The organism is Asticcacaulis benevestitus DSM 16100 = ATCC BAA-896 (genome assembly GCF_000376105.1).
GTDB classification, from domain to species: Bacteria; Pseudomonadota; Alphaproteobacteria; order Caulobacterales; family Caulobacteraceae; genus Asticcacaulis; species Asticcacaulis benevestitus.
In genome coordinates this window covers 343,108-360,231 of sequence record NZ_AQWM01000001.1, presented here as the reverse complement: position 1 = coordinate 360,231, position 17,124 = coordinate 343,108, and the positions used below count along the sequence as shown (strand labels likewise).

17 protein-coding genes are annotated in these 17,124 nt (G+C 56.9%); 10 read left to right on the top strand and 7 right to left on the bottom strand.

The genetic code is table 11. The features are described from left to right. The first annotated feature begins 134 nt into the window (after window positions 1–134). From B060_RS0101800 to rsmA, 4 genes are read left to right on the top strand one after another with little or no spacing between them, the layout of a single operon-like run. Window positions 135–2,753 carry an LPS-assembly protein LptD gene (locus tag B060_RS0101800; RefSeq protein ID WP_018080037.1) on the top strand — a complete coding sequence of 873 codons (2,619 nt, stop codon included), beginning with the start codon at window positions 135–137 and terminating at the stop codon, window positions 2,751–2,753. Window positions 2,754–2,811: 58 nt separating this feature from the next. After that, on the top strand, window positions 2,812–4,164 hold the full coding sequence (locus B060_RS0101795) for a peptidylprolyl isomerase (protein WP_035422863.1): 1,353 nt from the start codon (window positions 2,812–2,814) through the stop codon (window positions 4,162–4,164). 13 nt (window positions 4,165–4,177) lie between these two features. Next, on the top strand, window positions 4,178–5,152 hold the full coding sequence (pdxA, locus tag B060_RS0101790) for a 4-hydroxythreonine-4-phosphate dehydrogenase PdxA (RefSeq protein ID WP_018080035.1): 975 nt from the start codon (window positions 4,178–4,180) through the stop codon (window positions 5,150–5,152). Beyond that, complete coding sequence (gene rsmA, locus B060_RS0101785) at window positions 5,149–5,970, top strand: 16S rRNA (adenine(1518)-N(6)/adenine(1519)-N(6))-dimethyltransferase RsmA (RefSeq protein WP_018080034.1); 822 nt, start codon at window positions 5,149–5,151, stop codon at window positions 5,968–5,970. The genes pdxA and rsmA overlap by 4 nt, the downstream gene beginning before the upstream one ends. A gap of 98 nt (window positions 5,971–6,068) precedes the next feature. On the opposite strand, the gene gmk is transcribed toward rsmA, so the two are convergent. The 7 genes from gmk to fabD form a co-directional block, all read right to left on the bottom strand. Beyond that, the gene (gene gmk / locus B060_RS0101780) at window positions 6,069–6,725 is read right to left on the bottom strand and encodes a guanylate kinase (RefSeq protein ID WP_018080033.1); all 657 of its coding nucleotides are present in this window, start codon (window positions 6,723–6,725) and stop codon (window positions 6,069–6,071) included. A 3-nt stretch (window positions 6,726–6,728) separates the two neighbouring features. Then, window positions 6,729–7,610 carry a YicC/YloC family endoribonuclease gene (locus B060_RS0101775; RefSeq protein ID WP_018080032.1) on the bottom strand — a complete coding sequence of 294 codons (882 nt, stop codon included), beginning with the start codon at window positions 7,608–7,610 and terminating at the stop codon, window positions 6,729–6,731. Between the two features lie 28 nt (window positions 7,611–7,638). Beyond that, window positions 7,639–8,697: an endolytic transglycosylase MltG gene (gene mltG, locus B060_RS0101770; RefSeq protein WP_018080031.1), complete on the bottom strand. Its 1,059-nt coding sequence runs from the start codon at window positions 8,695–8,697 to the stop codon at window positions 7,639–7,641. Between the two features lie 47 nt (window positions 8,698–8,744). Beyond that, window positions 8,745–10,028, bottom strand: coding sequence for a beta-ketoacyl-ACP synthase II (gene fabF / locus B060_RS0101765; RefSeq protein ID WP_026172509.1), 1,284 nt, complete (start codon window positions 10,026–10,028; stop codon window positions 8,745–8,747). A gap of 99 nt (window positions 10,029–10,127) precedes the next feature. Beyond that, entirely contained in the window at window positions 10,128–10,367 is a 240-nt protein-coding gene (locus B060_RS0101760) for an acyl carrier protein (RefSeq protein ID WP_018080029.1), read from the bottom strand. A gap of 171 nt (window positions 10,368–10,538) precedes the next feature. Then, a complete protein-coding gene (gene fabG / locus B060_RS0101755) occupies window positions 10,539–11,291 on the bottom strand; it encodes a 3-oxoacyl-[acyl-carrier-protein] reductase (RefSeq protein WP_018080028.1) in 753 nt (250 codons plus the stop codon). A gap of 77 nt (window positions 11,292–11,368) precedes the next feature. Then, window positions 11,369–12,316 carry an ACP S-malonyltransferase gene (gene fabD, locus B060_RS0101750; protein WP_026172508.1) on the bottom strand — a complete coding sequence of 316 codons (948 nt, stop codon included), beginning with the start codon at window positions 12,314–12,316 and terminating at the stop codon, window positions 11,369–11,371. A 190-nt stretch (window positions 12,317–12,506) separates the two neighbouring features. Here fabD and B060_RS23720 point away from each other — a divergent pair, with 190 nt between their 5' ends. The 6 genes from B060_RS23720 to B060_RS0101720 all read left to right on the top strand — a co-directional run bounded on the left by B060_RS23720 (window position 12,507) and on the right by B060_RS0101720 (window position 17,061). Next, on the top strand, window positions 12,507–14,519 hold the full coding sequence (locus B060_RS23720; RefSeq protein ID WP_018080026.1) for an alpha/beta hydrolase family protein: 2,013 nt from the start codon (window positions 12,507–12,509) through the stop codon (window positions 14,517–14,519). A 63-nt stretch (window positions 14,520–14,582) separates the two neighbouring features. Next, the gene (locus B060_RS0101740; RefSeq protein ID WP_018080025.1) at window positions 14,583–15,107 is read left to right on the top strand and encodes a peroxiredoxin; all 525 of its coding nucleotides are present in this window, start codon (window positions 14,583–14,585) and stop codon (window positions 15,105–15,107) included. A gap of 168 nt (window positions 15,108–15,275) precedes the next feature. Beyond that, on the top strand, window positions 15,276–15,659 hold the full coding sequence (rpsF, locus tag B060_RS0101735; protein ID WP_018080024.1) for a 30S ribosomal protein S6: 384 nt from the start codon (window positions 15,276–15,278) through the stop codon (window positions 15,657–15,659). Window positions 15,660–15,670: 11 nt separating this feature from the next. After that, entirely contained in the window at window positions 15,671–15,952 is a 282-nt protein-coding gene (gene rpsR / locus B060_RS0101730) for a 30S ribosomal protein S18 (protein ID WP_018080023.1), read from the top strand. A 12-nt stretch (window positions 15,953–15,964) separates the two neighbouring features. Then, window positions 15,965–16,552, top strand: coding sequence for a 50S ribosomal protein L9 (gene rplI / locus B060_RS0101725; protein ID WP_018080022.1), 588 nt, complete (start codon window positions 15,965–15,967; stop codon window positions 16,550–16,552). A 305-nt stretch (window positions 16,553–16,857) separates the two neighbouring features. Continuing rightward, window positions 16,858–17,061 carry a cold-shock protein gene (locus tag B060_RS0101720; RefSeq protein WP_018080021.1) on the top strand — a complete coding sequence of 68 codons (204 nt, stop codon included), beginning with the start codon at window positions 16,858–16,860 and terminating at the stop codon, window positions 17,059–17,061. Window positions 17,062–17,124: the final 63 nt, after the last annotated feature.

Sequence of the window (17,124 nt, the reverse complement as noted above, 5' to 3'; positions counted from 1 at the left end):
CTCGGGTGTGTTGGTGATTCTCACCACGGTTTAGTATGCTATACACACGGACTCACACCTTGCGACCACGCCCGTTTCGCGGCGCCTAACGTGACCATAACTGATGATTTGCTACGGGACTTAAGCTGTAAGGCATGATGAAGCGCTATTCACTGTATCTCGGAGCGGGTCTGGTGACCCTCATGACCATGGGCGTGGGTTGCGGCGCTCAGGCCATGGCGCAAGTGTCGGCGGCAGATACCGCAGATGGCAAGAGCATGACCGGCACGCAACTTGCTTTCGAACTGGCCATGGCCCAGGCGGGCGTCGTCACAGTTGACCCGAAAGCCAGCAAAGACGTCCGCACAGAAACCACGCCAGGTACAGACGGATTGGCTAAAGGCGTTTCGTTTATCGAAGCTGACCAGATAAAACGCATCGATGAAGAAGGCCTCACTGAGGCGTCCGGCAATGTGCAGATGCGCCTCAATGGCCGCACCATCCGCGCTGATACGGTGACATCAAATGCCAACACCGGCGTGACGATAGCCAAAGGGCACACCCAGACGATCAACGAAGACGGCAGCGTTCAGTTCGCCGACTCCATTACCTATGACGACAACATGGAGTCCGGTTACAGCGAGAACTTTGCGCTGATGGCCAAGAACAATACCAAGGTATTCGCCCGTCGCCTCGAACAGATTAATCCCGATGTTAATCGCCTGATCAATGTCATCTACACACCCTGTCAACTCTGCGTCGAGCGCGGCAAGACACAGTCTCCAACCTGGTCGATCGAAGCGGGTAAGATAACTCAGCGCAAAGACAAGAAAATGGTTTATTACAACAATGCTGTTGTGAAAATCCATGGCGTGCCTGTGCTCTATTCCCCCTACCTCTGGACACCTGACCCAGAGCTTGAACGCGCATCGGGCTTCCTGGAGCCGAAGATCAGTACCGATCGCAAGCGTGGCCTCTCGTATGAGCAGCCCTATTTGTGGTCAATTTCGCCCTATTCCTATCTCATTCTTAGCCCGCAGCTCAATGCCAGCGTCAACCCGCTGTTGAACCTGGAATACAAGCGCCAGTTTTATTCCGGCACATTCAGCGCACGTTTTGGTTTCACCAACGAAAGCTTCTTCGACAACAGCGGTGAGCGTCGCGGCCTCGCCGCCACGCGCGATTATCTTTTGGCGGATGGCGCCTTCAAGATCAATGAGGCCTGGCGCTGGAGCTTTACAGCTCAGCATGTCAAAGACCCCAGTGGTGATGCACGCGGTGACTATGTCAACTTCTTCGAGCGCTACAATATTGACGGTGCCTTCGAAAAAGTTGGCGATCTGACCGTCGATTCGCGTCAGTTGATCAACCAGTTCAACGTCACCCGTCAAACCTCGACGACGTATTTCGCAGCTACCCTGGTCAATTTCCAAAGCCTTCAAACGGCGGGCTGGCTGGATTACAACCCTTCGCTACCTTTCACTGGTCAATCACTCCACCAGCCTTACGCTTTAAGCTCGGATTTCTATCCAACCATTGCCCCACAGATTGAAGCCTACTGGTCGCCCAAAACCCGTTTACTGGGTGGCCAACTCACCCTGTCCGCCAATGCCATCGGCATATACCATAAGCGGCTATCGACGGACGTTTATGGTCTCAGAGCTATCGACATAGGAGCTCCGGAAGCCTCGGACGGCGTTACGGGTTACGACACATCCCGATTAAGCGCCGGCGCTTCGTGGTATGGCGATATGACCACGCGCGGTGGCCTGAAGTGGGGGCCGTTCTTTGACTTTAGACACGACTATTATAAGGTCACAAACCTTGATGCAAAGGGCCTCGAAGGTGAGGTCAATCGTGATCTGGCCACAGCCGGCTTCAATCTCAGCTACCCTTTGTTCAAAAAATTCAAAGGCTTTACAGCCATTATTGAACCTACCGCGCAATTTGCCGTTTCTCCGGATGCCAAAACCAATGCCTATCTTCCGACCGAAGACAGCCGTTCGTTTGAATTTGACGAAACGACGCTGTTCTCCGTCAACAAATCGCCAGGATTCGACATTTATGAATCCGGCGCCCGTCTCAACCTGGGTATCCGTTCGGAAGTGAATTTCGATTCAGGCTTTAAACTTGAGGGCCTTGTGGGTCGTGTTTTGCGCGATAAACCGGAAACACAGTTCCTGCAAACCGTAAGCATCGCATCAGGCCCTTATGCCGGCACCTATATTTATGATCCATCCGGCCTGGGCGGCAAAAATTCAGACTGGATTGTTGACGGCAGCTTCAATACCGGCAAGGGCATAAACGGCTACACGCGTCTGCGCCTTGATGGGGATTCCGGACGTTTGAGCCAGGGTGAATATGGCCTGTCGATGCGGCGCCCCAATACCGAGGCAACGCTGCGTTACATCGTCAACAATGTTCTGACGGCCGGCCAGATTACCAATTCGACCCTGACGCCGATCCCTGTGGTGAACGGTCAACTGCAACGTTTCGGCGATAACTATCGCAATGTTCAGCTTTACGCCCGTCACTTCATAACGACTCATTGGGGCGTCTCTGCGCGTCTTGATCGCGACATGGTACTTGACACCTGGCGCCGTTCGACGGTCAGCCTCATCTATCGTGACGATTGTAGCTGGTTTGAGTTGGTCTATCAGCGCAACGACACCCAACTCACCGCCATTAACGGCAAGGCTTCATCCTCGATATTCTTACGCCTTAACTTAACCACATTAGGAACATCACCTGTCAATTTTAAAGATGTTCGCTAAAATCAGGTCAAGCCTTCACACCATGCCCCCCTCCACTCCTCATTCTGCTGGCTTTATCATGTCCAAGCTTCTGAACTGTTCTTCCCTGGCCTTGGCCGCCGTTCTGGCCTTAAGCGCCGGTGTTGCCTCTGCTCAAGGCTTTGGCCAGACCACACCGGATACTGGCGACGCCGCCCTGGCCTCTCAACCGGCTTTGGCACCCGATACGCAGGCGCCACAACTGCCGCCGCTTGGCGAAGGCATCCTGACCTCTGTCAATAACGACATGGTCACGTCGTATGATCTGAAGCAGCGCATGTTGCTGCTGATCGTCACATCCGGCGTCCAGGTCACCCAGGAAAACTACGCTGCTTTCCAGCAACAGGCCATCAACAGCCTGATCGACGAGCGCCTGCAACAACAGGAAATGGACCACTGGAAGGTCAAGGTATCGGATGGCGAGGTCAATGATGAAATCGCCCGCATGGCCGCTCAGAGCAATCTGAAGCCGGATCAACTGCTGGCCGAACTCAAGCGCGTCGGCGTCGAACCCGCTACGCTGCGGGCGCAAATTGCCGCGGAATCGGGCTGGAATTCCCTCGTCGGCGGTCGCTACCATGCCAATGCCAGTGTTGGCACAGCACAGGTCGATTCCCTGATGGACAAGGTCATCGCGGATGGCCAGAAGCCTCAGTATCTGGTGGCTGAAATTTTTATCGATAACGCCTCGGCTGGCTCGCCGGCCAATGCGCAGCAAGGCGCCAAACAACTTTACGACCAGATCTCGCAAAAGGTCGCCCCTTTCCAGTCGGTCGCGCGTCAATTTTCCAGCGCCCCTTCAGCCGCCAATGGCGGTGACGCTGGCTGGCTGGTGTCGGGCAATATTGATCCTGCCGTCGAGGACGTGCTCAAAACCCTGGAGCCCGGTCAGATGAGCCCCCCCATCACCACCAAGGACGGCGTCTACATCTATCTGCTGCGGCAGAAAACCCAAGGCAATGCTGACATGGTGTTCCGCATTAAGCAAGCGGCCGTGCCCCTGCCAGCCAATGCCAGTGCCGCCGATATCAGCAGCGCCCAGGTGGCGCTCACCAGCTTCCGTTCACGCGTCAACAGCTGCGAAGCCGTCGATGAACAGTTGGGTAAGACCAGCGGCAGCGTTCAGGTAACCGATCTTGGCGACGCTCAACTCAGCACGCTTCTGGCAAATTACTCGGACGCCCTGCGTCCGCTCAAAGCCAATCAGACGACCGAGCCTATGCGCAACAGCCAGAACATGAACATTCTCTATGTTTGTGATCGCCAACTGGCCGGCGACAACGCCCTGACGCGCCAGCAGGTCGAGACCAATCTTGTCAATCAGCGCCTGTCGATGCTCGGCCGCCGTTATCTGCGCGAACTCAGAAGCACAGCAACGATTGAAAGCCACTAACCCCCCTTTGGTTATGAGCCTGGGCGATCCCTGCGGGGTCGGCCCTGAGCTTGCCGCGAAAGCCTGGACCAGTCTGAGAGATCAGACTGGTTTTGCCTTTTGCGTGATCGGCGACGCCGCACTGATGGAAGCTCAGGGTGTGCCGGTGGCGCGCGTAACCGATGTTGCCGAAACCACCGCTGTCTTCGGTACGGCCCTCCCGGTTCTTGATATCCCCCTGACAGCGCCTGCGGTCACCGGTGTGCCCGATAGTGTTCACGCGCCGCAGATCGTGGCATGGATCAGCAAGGGCGTTGAGCTGTGCCTTGAGGGTCGTGCCCACGCGCTGGTCACCTGCCCGATCGCCAAGTCTGTGCTCTATGCCACGGGCTTCAAATTCCCCGGCCATACCGAATATCTCGCTGACCTGTGCCGTGTGGGCGACGTCGTGCCGACGCCGGTGATGATGCTGACGGCGAAAGATTTGCGCGTCGTGCTGGCCACGATCCACACACCTCTGAGCGCTGTGCCTATGACCCTGTCGCGCGAGGGGTTAGTTAAACTCGCCAAAATCACGCAGAAGGCCCTGGTCCGCGATTTCGCTATCCCCACGCCACGTCTGGTTATGGCCGGCCTCAACCCTCACGCTGGCGAAGACGGCACCATTGGGCGCGAGGAAATCGACATTATAGCCCCTGCGGTTTTTGCCTTGCAGAACGCAAGCGTCAACATTAAAGGCCCCTACCCGGCAGATACACTGTTTCATGACGAAGCGCGCCTGACCTATGACGCAGCGCTTTGCATGTATCATGATCAGGGCCTTATCCCGCTGAAGACGCTCGATTTCTGGGGCGGCGTCAATATCACGCTGGGCCTTCCCATTGTTCGCACATCGCCGGATCACGGCACCGGATTCAACATCGCCGGCAAGGGTATCGCACGCGCTGATAGCCTGCTCGCCGCCATCCGAACTGCTGACGAGATCAGCCGTAATCGAGCCACATCATGACACTGCCCTCCTTACGCGAAAGCCTGGAAGCCCACGGCCTGATGGCCAAGAAGAGCTTCGGCCAGCACTTCCTGCTCGATCTCAACATCACGCGCAAGATCGTGCGCCTTGGCGGCCCGTTCGACGGCGATGTGGTGATAGAGGTCGGGCCCGGCCCTGGCGGCCTGACCCGCGCCTTGCTGGAAACCGAAGCCAGCAAGATCGTAGCCGTCGAGATGGACGGGCGCTTTATTGAACTGCTCGGTGAACTCAATAGCGTTTATGGTGAACGCTTCGAGGTCATCGAAGGCGACGCCATGAAGGTCAATGAGATGCAGGCCCTGGTCGATCGCAGCCTGCCCCCGCTCGCCCACATCGTTTCGAACCTGCCCTACAATGTCGGCACGCCGCTACTGATCAAATGGCTGACCGGCCCGTGGCAGCCGCTTTCCATGACCCTGATGTTCCAGTTGGAAGTGGCCTTGCGGGTCGTGGCGCCGGTGGGTGACAACGACTATGGCCGCCTGTCGGTCATCGCGCAGGTTCTGTGCGACTGTGAAAAACTGATGGATTTGCCGGCGCGGGCCTTTACGCCACCGCCCAAGGTCGACAGCGCCGTGGTCGCCTTGAAGCCCAAAGCCGAACGGCCTGAGAAGGCCATTATCAAGAATTTAGAAAAGGTCACCGCCGCCGCTTTTGGTCAGCGCCGTAAGATGCTGCGCGCATCTCTGAAACCGCTTGGTGGCGAGGCCTTGCTGGAAAAAGCCGGGATCACGCCGACCGAGCGCGCCGAGCAGGTGTCGCCGCAGGAGTTTTTACGTCTGGCGTCCCTTATTTAATGGGGTTTGGGGCCCGTGGTCCCAAGTCTTCTCTATTCAAAGAAAAACCCGGTCTTTTGGACTGGGTTTTTCTTTGAAGCCAGGCAAGGTTTGCCCCATTAGATAGTCTCAGACATCAATTCATCAACGAAAGGCGCAATCCACAAGCCACGCGAACGGCGCGCCACTTCAGCATGATAGATGTGGACAAGCTCGGCGTAAGAGCGGTCGAAATCGTCATTCAGGATGACATAGTCGTATTCCGCCCAATGCGAAATCTCGCCCTTGGCGCGCTGCAGGCGGCGTTCGATCACCGCCATCTCATCCTGTGCGCGGGCGATCAGGCGGCGCTTCAACTCCACCATCGACGGCGGCAGAATGAAGATCCGCACCACGTCCGATGGCGCCTTGGCCGAGATACGCTGCGCACCCTGCCAATCGATATCGAATAGGACGTTCTGGCCTTGCGACAGGGCGCGCTCAACCGGTTCACGCAAGGAACCGTAGCGATGATCATGCACAGCAGCGTGCTCCAGGAAGGCGTCCTCCTTCACCAGCTTATCCATGCGGGCATCGTCGATGAAGTGGTACTCACGCCCCTCCTGCTCGCCCGGACGCGGTTTGCGCGTCGTGACCGAGGTCGAGAGGTCGAGATCGGCGTGATCGGCCATCAGGCGGCGGCATAGCGATGTCTTGCCAGCCCCCGAAGGTGACGAGACGATAAGCATGAGACCACGCTTTATGCGTTGCGTGCCGGTCGTTTCGGTGTTTGGCATCGCCTACTCCACATTTTGCGTTTGTTCGCGGAACTGATCGATCACGGCTTTAAGCTCAAGGCCGGTCTGGGTCAATTCTATAAAGGCCGATTTCGAGCATAAGGTATTGGCTTCACGCATGAATTCCTGCGCGAGGAAGTCGAGCTTGCGACCCGGCGCCTGCTCGTCGTCGATCAGTTGATGCGCCTGCTCGACGTGCGATGTCAGGCGGTCAAGCTCCTCGCGGACATCGGCCTTGGTAGCCAGAAGCGCCGCTTCCTGCAATACACGCTCCTGAAAGTCCTGCTGCTCCGGCAACAACTCATTCAGACGGCGCGTAAAGCGCTCGCGAATAGCCTCAACCTGCTGATCGGCCAAAGACCGCGCGCGCTCGACACAGGCCGCCATAGTGATCAGATGCCCCCTGAGGATGCCTTCCAGCGCTCGTCCCTCGCTATCGCGCGCTTCACGCAGGCGATCGAACAACACGGCCATATCCGCGGCCAAGGCGGCTTCCGCGTCTGGCGAGAGCTCGGCGCGTTCATCGCCGGCGGTCTCAATAACACCACGCAGGGCCAACAGGCCATCGACGCTGGGCGTCACCGCCTCACCGGCGTCAATCAGGGCGCGGCTGGCCTGGAGGTAGACGTCGAGCACGTCTTTGTTGAGCGTCACGCCGGCCTTGACCGCAGCACTGCTCACCGAAACCGTCAGGTTCATCTGGCCGCGATGAAAGCGGCTCTTGGCAAGATCACGTCCTGCCTTTTCCACGGCCTCGAAACCTTGCGGAAAACGGTATTTGATATCGAGGCTGCGCCCGTTGACGCTGCGCATTTCCAGCGTCCAGGCGAGGGTGTCATGGCTGCCTTCAAAGCGGGCAAAGCCGGTCATACTGGCAAGACTCATCGCAAGCTCCCAAAAATCAGGCTAAAAATCAGCGTTTATGACTCAGGCGCACCGCGACAGGGGCAACCTCAAGCGTCTTGTCACTCGAAGGCGCCACCGAGGCCTCAGAAGACGCCGACGAACTGTAAACATTGACCTGCGCCTCCATGGCGCGCCATTTGGCGACATTGAGCAGGTGATCCTCGTAAGACGTCGCGAAAACGTGCCCGCCGGAGCCATCAGCCACAAAATACAGATCCTGCGTCTTGGCCGGATTAAGCGTTGCCTGAAGCGACGCCTTGCCCGGATTGGCGATCGGCGTCACCGGCAATTTGTCAATCAGATAGGTATTCCACGGCGTCGGGGTTTCGATCTCGCTCTTGAGCAGACCACGGCCAAGCGGTTCACCGTGCGAAATGCCGTAAATCACCGTCGGGTCGGAACCGAGCCGGATACCACTGCGCAAACGGTTGATAAACACGGCCGCCACACGCGGACGCTCGGAGGCCAGGCCCGTTTCACGCTCGACGATCGACGCCATGATCAGCGCGTCTTCCTTGCTGGCGAAAGGCAGGCCAGGCACGCGTTTCAACCACAGCGCATTGAGCGTATCACGGCCAGCTTCCAGCATACGATCCAGCACCGCCTGGCGCGTCTCGCCAGGCTGATAGAGATAGGTTTCCGGCAGGATGGAGCCTTCCGGCGGCACGTCGATATCACCCGTCAGAGCGTTTGTCGCCATCAGGATGCGGACGACCTGCGCCGAGGTCTTGCCTTCAGGAATGGTGACATAGGTCTGGACGACCCGGCCTTCCTCGATCTGTTTCAGGGCGTTGACCATTGAGATGCCGGCGGGAAAATCGTAAGTGCCGGCCTTCATGGCGCTCTGGCGGCCACGAAATTTCGCCACCAGTCTGAACATGACGGCGGAATGGATGACGCCTTTCTTTTCCAGTTCACGCCCCATGGCGGTGACGCTCATGCCCGGCGCGAAGGTTACCTGTGTGAGTACCTTGGGGCCGGGGCCGAACAACTGTGCGGAAATAAACAGGCCCGTCGCGAACAGCAACAGCATAAAACCGGCGGTCAGTCCCGCGAGCGGGGCCAATATTGACCTGCGCCCGGAAGAGTCTGACCCTTTGCCGATTAGTCTGATCATCCCTCGACCGCACCCATGATGAGCGCGGCATTCGTGCCGCCGAAGCCAAAGCTGTTGGACAGCACCGTCTTGATCTTCATCGGCTTGGCCTTGTTGGGCACGAGATCGATGGGGGTGTCCACGTCCGGATTGTCGAGATTGATGGTCGGCGGCGCGATCTGGTCACGAATGGCCAAGGCGCAGAAAATCGCTTCAACAGCGCCGGCGCCGCCCAGCAGGTGACCAATGGCCGACTTGGTGGAGGACACGGTGCCGGTGGCGGCACGCGCGCCAAGGAATTTTTCTATTGCCTTCAGCTCGATGCCATCCGCCATGGTTGAGGTACCGTGCGAATTGACATAGTCGATGGTGGTCGGGTCAATATTGCCGTTTTTCGCCGCCATCACCATGGCGCGATAACCGCCGTCGCCGGTCTCGGATGGCGCCGTGATGTGGTAAGCGTCTCCGGTCAGGCCGTAGCCCAGGATTTCGGCATAGATCTTGGCGCCGCGCGCCTTGGCGTGTTCGTACTCTTCCAGAACAACAATGCCGGCGCCCTCGCCCATAACGAAACCGTCACGGTCCTTGTCATAGGGCCGCGAGGCCTTTTCTGGCGCGTCGTTGAAGGAGGTGCATAGGGCACGGCAGGCGATGAAGCCTGCAATGCCCACCGGCACAATGGCCGATTCCGCGCCGCCGGCCACCATCACATCGGCATCGCCATATATGATCAGGCGGGCCGCATCGCCGATGGCATGGGCGCCTGTGGCGCACGCCGTGACGACGGAATGGTTCGGGCCTTTGAGGCCATGGCGGATGGAGACCTGGCCCGAGGCCAGATTGATCAGGGAGGATGGAATGAAGAAGGGCGAGATCCGCTTGGGGCCCTTTTCATGCAGTTCCAGCGCGGTCGAAGCGATGATGCCAAGACCACCGATGCCGGAGCCGATCATGGTGCCGGTGCGTTCCTGGTCCTCTTCGGTTTCGGGATGCCAGTTGGCGTCCTTAAGGGCTTCGTCAGCGGCGGCGATAGCATAGAGGATAAAATCGTCGACCTTGCGACGCTCTTTATTAGAGAGCACCAGCGAGGGATCGAAGGAGCCTTCGATATCTGGGCCGCCACCGCCACGTCCATCGACGCTCGGCACTTCACATGCAACCGTGCAGGCATAGTCCGTGGTATCGAAAGCGGTGATCGGACCGGCGCCGGACTTGCCCTCAAGCAGGCGTTTCCACGAGATTTCCACTCCGTTACCCAGAGGTGAAACCAGACCCAGACCGGTAATGACGACGCGGCGCACCATAGGCAATCTATCCTTCGTGATACTCTAAAAACAACTGAGCGCGGCCAAACCCCTAAACAAGGGGCCTGAAACCGCGCTCCAGCCAAGCTTTAACGCTTAGGACTTCAGCTTGCCATCGATGTAGGAGACTGCGTCGCCCACGGTCAGGATGTGCTCAGCCGAGTCGTCCGGGATTTCGATATCGAATTCTTCTTCGAAAGCCATGACCAGTTCCACGATGTCGAGGCTGTCGGCTTCCAGATCGTCGATAAAGCTCGCCTTTTCCGTGACCTTATCCGGATCAGCATCCAGATGGTCGATCACGATCTTACGAACACGTTCAAGAACTTCAGACATTTATTGTCCCTTCAGAAATATACAGCTTAAGACCCGAGACCATTGGGTCCAAGGGGAGGATAGAATCCAGACTTGTCTTGTAGGCACACATTTCATGCGATTCAAGACATTAAAGCGTTGCCTAGCACACTCTTAGCAAACACAAAAGCACCTAACCCTGTGGGTTAGCGGTTAGATCATCGCCATGCCGCCGTTGACGTGAAGCGTCTGACCCGTGACGTAACCCGCCTCGGCACTGGCCAGATAGACAGCGGCAGCAGCAATATCGCTGCCTTCACCAAGGGCTCCCGCCGGAATCTTGGCCAGGATCGCTGCGCGCTGGGCTTCGTTAAGCTCATCCGTCATGGGCGAGGCGATAAAGCCAGGCGCTATACAGTTGACCGTTATATTGCGACTGGCAACCTCTTGCGCAAGAGCCTTGGAAAAACCAATCATGCCAGCCTTGGAAGCGGCATAGTTGGTTTGGCCCGGATTGCCGGTGACACCGACGATCGAGGTGATGCCGATGATGCGGCCGTGGCGGCGCTTCATCATGCCCTTGGTGGCGGCACGCGCCAGACGGAAATAGGCTTCCAGATTGACCTTGATGACCGTTTCCCAGTCTTCATCCTTCATACGCAGGATCAGGCCGTCACGGGTGATGCCGGCATTGGCAATCAGGATATCAAGGCCGGAGCCTGCGACTGCCTCTGCCTTGGCCACAAGGCCATCAACCTGAGCGGCATCGGAAAGATTGGCAGCGACAATAAAAGCACTGTCAGGTCTTTTAGCGCCAAGCTCAGCCGCCAGTTCGGCTAGAACGCTTTCGCGTGTGCCGGACAGCACGACCTTGGCGCCCTGCGCGTGCAATGACCGCGCGATGGCGGCGCCGAGCCCCCCCGTGGCGCCTGTCACCAGGGCGGTTTTTCCGGTCAGATCGAACATGGACGAATCCTAAAAAGCTATATCTATTGGCCGCGCGGTTTAGGCGAAAGCGCCTGATGGATCAAGCAGAATGTCTTTTAGGCCTTGAGCGAAGCGGCAAAAGCGTCAAAATCGGCTGCACCATTCAGGGCTACCGAAACCGCCTCCGGCGCGATGCGCTTGGACATGCCTGTCAGCACCTTGCCAGCGCCCAGTTCGGCGAAAGTGGTCACGCCCCCCTCACCTGCCAGCCATTGCACCGACTCACGCCAGCGCACGCGCCCAGTGACCTGCTTCACCAAAAGATCGGCGATCTGTAATGTTGCGGTGACCGGCGCGGCGGTGACATTCGCCACCAAAATCGAGGCTGGCTGATGGATGGTCACCTTGGACAGCGCGTCGCGCATTTCTTCGGCGGCCGGTGCCATCAAAGGCGAATGGAAGGGCGCCGACACATTGAGCAACATGCCCTTGGCACCCAGTTCCTTGGCTTTTTCAACCGCCAGTTCTACCGCCTGCTTAACGCCGGAAATAACGATCTGACCGGCATTGTTATCATTGGCGATAACGACCACGCCCGCCGCAGAACCGGCTTCGCACGCGGCTTCGGCCAGCGCCAGGTCGGCCTTGCCGATCAGGGCCGCCATAGCGCCCACGCCCAACGGCGTGGCGCGTTGCATGGCCTGACCGCGCAGCCTTAGTAAACGCGCCGTATCCGCCAGCGAAAAGGTGCCCGCCGCGGCGTGGGCTGAATATTCGCCAAGGCTATGACCCGCGACATATTTCGCCGCCGTACAACTGATGTCGAAGTCTTTTTCCAGAACGCGCGATACCGCCACCGAAACGGCCATAATGGCCGGCTGAGCGTTTTCGGTCAGGGTCAACTGGTCTTCCGGACCATCACGCATGATGGCGAACAGCTTCTGGCCCAGCGCTTCATCGACCTCGTTGAACACATCACGCGCTGTGGCGAAGGTTTCAAAAAGTTCAGCGCCCATACCGACTGCCTGAGATCCCTGCCCCGGAAAAACAAATGCTAATGTCATGGAAATCTGGTCTTTCGTGTCATTAAATGCGCGCCTTCGTTAGGACAAAGCTGCAATGAGAGCAAGCGCCACGTTACAATCTTAAAGTAACAAATCATGCTTTTAAACTCTTGCGTGACGTCAGCCTTGCACATATTCTTATTCAAATAGAGAACAGGCGAAATAAGCCAATTCATGCCGGGGGGCAATCATGACGAGCACTACATTTTCACGCCGCAACCTGTTGACAGCACTCGGCACCGCCACCGCCACGCGGGTTATTCTCGGAGGCGGTTTTCCGGCCATAGCCTTGGCTGCTGAAGGCGATCCAATGCCCCCTCCGCTTAACATCTATGGCAAATTACCACTGGTCAGCAAGGTGGCACTCTCTCCTGATGGATCCCGTGTCGCTCTGGTCATGAACAAACCGCAAGGGCTTGTCATCTATGATGTTAATCTGCTGACTGGCAAAACAGCCGCCGCTACGATTGAGAGCGACAAGATACGCGATCTGATGTGGGCAGATAACGATCGCATGCTTGTCGTGACCTCCGTCACGCGGAAGGATGCAGGCAGAATTTTTGAAGAATGGTTCGGCCTTATGCTGGACGTTCACGCCAACAAGCGCATGCAGATGTATTCGTACGTCAGCGGCGTCAACTATGCCCAGGTTTTTGGCAGCTTTTACCGCGTCAAAATGGATGGAAAATATTTCATGACGGCGGCTGGATACAAGGCGCCAGATGCCATCAACATGTCGGGCTCACAAGGTAGCGCTGCGACATTTTCGGCCAGTCTCAACAAATGCCTGTTTGCTTTTGATCCCGGCAGTTCTCGGTCTCGCCGCCTGGATGAGGATTCAAAAGATATCGAGGACTGGGTTGTCGCCCCGGATGGAAAAGTCATCGCGCGTTCGGAATATGATGACGACACCCACCTCTGGACATTACGTTACAAGTCGGAAAAAGGCTGGAAGATCATATATGAGGTCAAGATGGATCTCGACACGCCGACTTTATGTGGCTTGGGTCGTGACGGACGCTCGGTCCTGCTTTATATGCGAAGCGGAGAGCTACAAAACAGCTATGTCGAGCTGAGTCCCGAAGGGGTTATCAGTACGCCACTGGATATCAACGGCAATGTCAACAGCCCGATATTCCATCCAACCACCTTTGCGCTGGCAGGCTTTACCAATACAGCCGGTATTGGCAATTACACTTTCTATGATCCGGTCATGGCACAGTTGCCTAAACTGGTCAAGAAAGCGGTCGGCGACATACGCGCCTATCTGATGAGTACATCAGAAGACCCGCTGCACGTGCTCATCTTTGTTGAAGGCGAAGGCAACTCCGGCACCTATTACGCCATCGATTTCCGCAAAGGTGGCTATAAGGAAATTGGCCAGGCCTACCCAGACCTGCCGCCGGAATGGGTTTCTGAGAAAAAACACTACAGTTACAAAGCCGCTGACGGCCTTGAAATACCATCGTGGCTTACCTTGCCTGTGGATCGTGATGCAAAAAACCTAGCGCTCGTGGTCCTGCCGCATGGCGGTCCAGAATCGAACGAAGATGGTTCATTTGACTTCCTGTCTCAGGCGCTGGCTTCCCGAGGCTACGCCGTGATGCAGCCGGATTATCGCGGCTCCAGCGGCTACGGACGGGATTACACGGCACATGGTTATGGTGAATATGGACGCAAGATGCAAACCGATCTGTCGGATGGCGTGCGTGACCTTGTTGCAAAAGGAATGGTCGATCCGGCAAAGGTCTCAATTTTCGGCGGTTCCTATGGAGGCTACGCAGCCTTGGCCGGCGTCACTCTTGATCTAGGCGTCTATAACTGCGCCGTTTCTTTAGCTGGCATATCTGATATCAAGGCCTTCATGAACTATTATCGTGAACGCAACGGCTTCGATGGCGATGGTTACGGCATGCGGTACTGGAACCGCTATCTTGGCGATGAAAGTGGCTGGAATAACATCTCGCCTATCAAACATGTTGACGCCATAGCCGTCCCGGTACTGCTGATCCACGGTAAGGATGATACAGTTGTCCCCTATGATCAAAGCTCCCGCATGTACGATGCCATGAAAAAAGCCGGAAAATCCGTCGATCTGATCCAGCTGAAGCAGGAAGATCACTGGATGTCGCGAGAGCCAACCCGCATTCAGGCCGTAGAAACCATGGTCGAGTTTATGCTGCAACATAATCCGCCATACTGATTGTAACTACTCTTGTGATGCGAACGTATAAAGCATAACGTCCACGCAACAGGAGATACGCTCATGAAAAAAATCGCTCTCGGCCTTGCCGCCCTTGGCCTTGTCCTCGCCTCCCCCGCCTTCGCCGCTCTCAAGGTGGGTGATAAGGCACCGGCGTTCCATCTGCCCGCCGCCACCGATGGCGTCGTCAGCACCTTCTCGATCAAGGACGCGCTTAAAAAAGGCCCGGTTGTCGTTTATTTCTACCCCAAGGCCTTTACCGGCGGCTGCTCGCTGGAAGCGCACCAGTTCTCCGAAGCCATTCCTGAATTCCAGGCGCATAATGTTTCGGTGATCGGCATTTCGACCGACGATATCACCACATTGCAAAAGTTTTCGAAGGAAAGCTGCCAGGGCAAGTTCCCCGTCGGCTCCGACACCAAGGCAAAGGTGACCAGCGCCTATGACGCCAAGATGGGCGCCATGAATATGTCGAACCGCATTTCCTACATTATCGGGACTGACGGCAAGGTTGCTTTCGTGCATGACGATGGCGACGCCGCGACGCATGTCAGCACGCTGTTGACGGCTGTTAAGGCGATGAAATAGAGCCGAAACGGCGCTTTTCCCAACCCCTATTGCCTTTTTTACAATCCTCGTTTATGAGAGCGCTCCCCCGAAGGGTGGTCAGCCAGCATTGTGCTGTGCCTGATCCATCAAAGCCTTGAGACTTCCGCTCAAAGCTGCGCCACCCTTCATTACCGGAAGAGGATATCAATGGCCTTTTACGAACACACCGTGCTCGCACGGCAAGATATTTCGCCTCAACAGGCGGAAGCTCTCAACGACATCATCAAGAACCTGATCGAAGAAGGTGGTGGACACATCGCCAAGATCGAATATTGGGGTCTGCGCAACCTGACCTACCGCGTCAAGAAGAACCGCAAGGCGCACTACTCCTTGCTGGCCATCGACGCACCGGCCCCGGCCGTCAAGGAAATGGAACGCCAGCTCTCGATCAACGAAGATGTCATCCGCTTCCTGACCGTCCGCGTCGAAGAGCTCGACCTCGAACTGTCCCCCGTCCTGTCGCGTCGTGACCGCCCTGAGCGTTCCGATCGTCCGGAACGTGGCGAACGCACGCCTGACTTCGCAGAATAAGGGAGCACCAGATGTCTGAAGAAGCAACCACCTCCACCGCCCCCGGCGCCCCCGTCGGCAACGGTCCCGCCCGTCGTCCTTTCTTCCGCCGCCGCAAGGTGTGCCCGTTCTCCGGTGCTGGTTCACCGAAGATCGACTATAAGGACGTCAAGCTCCTGCAACGTTACATCTCGGAACGCGGCAAGATCGTGCCTTCGCGCATCACGGCTGTCAGCCAAAAGAAGCAACGCGAACTGGCCAAGGCCATCAAGCGCGCCCGCTTCCTGGCCCTGCTGCCCTACGTTGTTAAGTAAGGAGCAGGAACCATGAAAGTAGTTTTGTTAGAACGAGTCGAAAATCTCGGCTCCATCGGTGACGTTGTTGGCGTGAAGGACGGCTTTGCCCGTAACTTCCTGCTGCCGCGCCACAAGGCCCTGCGCGCCACCTCTGCCAACCTGAAGGTCTTCGAGGCCCAGAAGGATCAGATCGTCGCCCGTAACGCCGCCAACAAGGCCGCCGCCGAAAAGGCCGGTTCTGAACTTGACGGCACGACCTATGTCATCATCCGCCAGGCGGGTGACTCAGGTCAGCTTTACGGCTCGGTCAATGCCCGTGACGTCGCTGATGCCGTTGCCGAAGCCGGTGCCAAGGTTGAACGCAATCAGATCGTTCTGAATACGCCAATCAAGACGCTCGGCCTGCACAACATCACCGTGCGCCTGCACGCAGAAGTCTCGCTGACCATCACGGTCAACGTGGCACGCTCGCAGGACGAAGCCGATCGTCAGGCTTCCGGCGAAAACATCATCGCTTCCCAATTCGAAGAAGATCGCGTTGCTGCTGAAGAAGCCGCTGCCGATATGCTCGAAGGCGGCGCTGGTGAAGCCATGCAGAACGCACCTTACGAAGCGTAAGGCGCTGAAACCAAACGTCGCAAGATGTTTGGTGCAGGCATACAAGATCAACCCTCGCTGGCTTGAGCCGCGAGGGTTTTTCTTTGCCTGGTAACAGGGCGATCACAGTCAGTTTATAGCTTGAATTCGATCAGCCTTGCTTTTACTTAGAAAAGAGGTATGTTCAGGTCATTCGAGATTCAAGTTTGACTTGCACGACCGCCTTTTTGGCATGCTCCCAAGACGCACTCTTTTCGGATTTAAAGTTCGCGTAATTCCATGCGTACTTCATGCACCCGAGGTGCGATTACTAAACGGAGGCCATCATGGCAACTGGTACGGTTAAGTGGTTCAACCCCACTAAAGGCTTTGGTTTCATTCAACCCGATACGGGCGGTGCGGACGTGTTCGTCCACATTTCGGCCGTTGAACGCGCTGGTCTGCGCACGCTGAACGAAAACCAAAAGATCAGCTACGAAGTGACGACCGAAAAGGGTAAGTCCTCGGCGACTAACCTGCAAACGGCGTAAGCTTAAAGACTTCGGTCCTTATGACTTCAAAGTTTAGAACCCTCGAAGACCTAGTCTTTGGGG

What these genes read in the sequence shown, in the direction of transcription:
- B060_RS0101800 (WP_018080037.1), top strand. Translation starts at nt 135, where the DNA reads ATGATGAAGCGCTATTCACTGTATCTCGGAGCGGGTCTGGTGACCCTC.
- B060_RS0101795 (WP_035422863.1), top strand. Translation starts at nt 2,812, where the DNA reads ATGTCCAAGCTTCTGAACTGTTCTTCCCTGGCCTTGGCCGCCGTTCTG.
- pdxA (WP_018080035.1), top strand. Translation starts at nt 4,178, where the DNA reads ATGAGCCTGGGCGATCCCTGCGGGGTCGGCCCTGAGCTTGCCGCGAAA.
- rsmA (WP_018080034.1), top strand. Translation starts at nt 5,149, where the DNA reads ATGACACTGCCCTCCTTACGCGAAAGCCTGGAAGCCCACGGCCTGATG.
- gmk (WP_018080033.1), bottom strand. Translation starts at nt 6,725, where the DNA reads ATGCCAAACACCGAAACGACCGGCACGCAACGCATAAAGCGTGGTCTC.
- B060_RS0101775 (WP_018080032.1), bottom strand. Translation starts at nt 7,610, where the DNA reads ATGAGTCTTGCCAGTATGACCGGCTTTGCCCGCTTTGAAGGCAGCCAT.
- B060_RS0101760 (WP_018080029.1), bottom strand. Translation starts at nt 10,367, where the DNA reads ATGTCTGAAGTTCTTGAACGTGTTCGTAAGATCGTGATCGACCATCTG.
- fabG (WP_018080028.1), bottom strand. Translation starts at nt 11,291, where the DNA reads ATGTTCGATCTGACCGGAAAAACCGCCCTGGTGACAGGCGCCACGGGG.
- fabD (WP_026172508.1), bottom strand. Translation starts at nt 12,316, where the DNA reads ATGACATTAGCATTTGTTTTTCCGGGGCAGGGATCTCAGGCAGTCGGT.
- B060_RS23720 (WP_018080026.1), top strand. Translation starts at nt 12,507, where the DNA reads ATGACGAGCACTACATTTTCACGCCGCAACCTGTTGACAGCACTCGGC.
- B060_RS0101740 (WP_018080025.1), top strand. Translation starts at nt 14,583, where the DNA reads ATGAAAAAAATCGCTCTCGGCCTTGCCGCCCTTGGCCTTGTCCTCGCC.
- rpsF (WP_018080024.1), top strand. Translation starts at nt 15,276, where the DNA reads ATGGCCTTTTACGAACACACCGTGCTCGCACGGCAAGATATTTCGCCT.
- rpsR (WP_018080023.1), top strand. Translation starts at nt 15,671, where the DNA reads ATGTCTGAAGAAGCAACCACCTCCACCGCCCCCGGCGCCCCCGTCGGC.
- rplI (WP_018080022.1), top strand. Translation starts at nt 15,965, where the DNA reads ATGAAAGTAGTTTTGTTAGAACGAGTCGAAAATCTCGGCTCCATCGGT.
- B060_RS0101720 (WP_018080021.1), top strand. Translation starts at nt 16,858, where the DNA reads ATGGCAACTGGTACGGTTAAGTGGTTCAACCCCACTAAAGGCTTTGGT.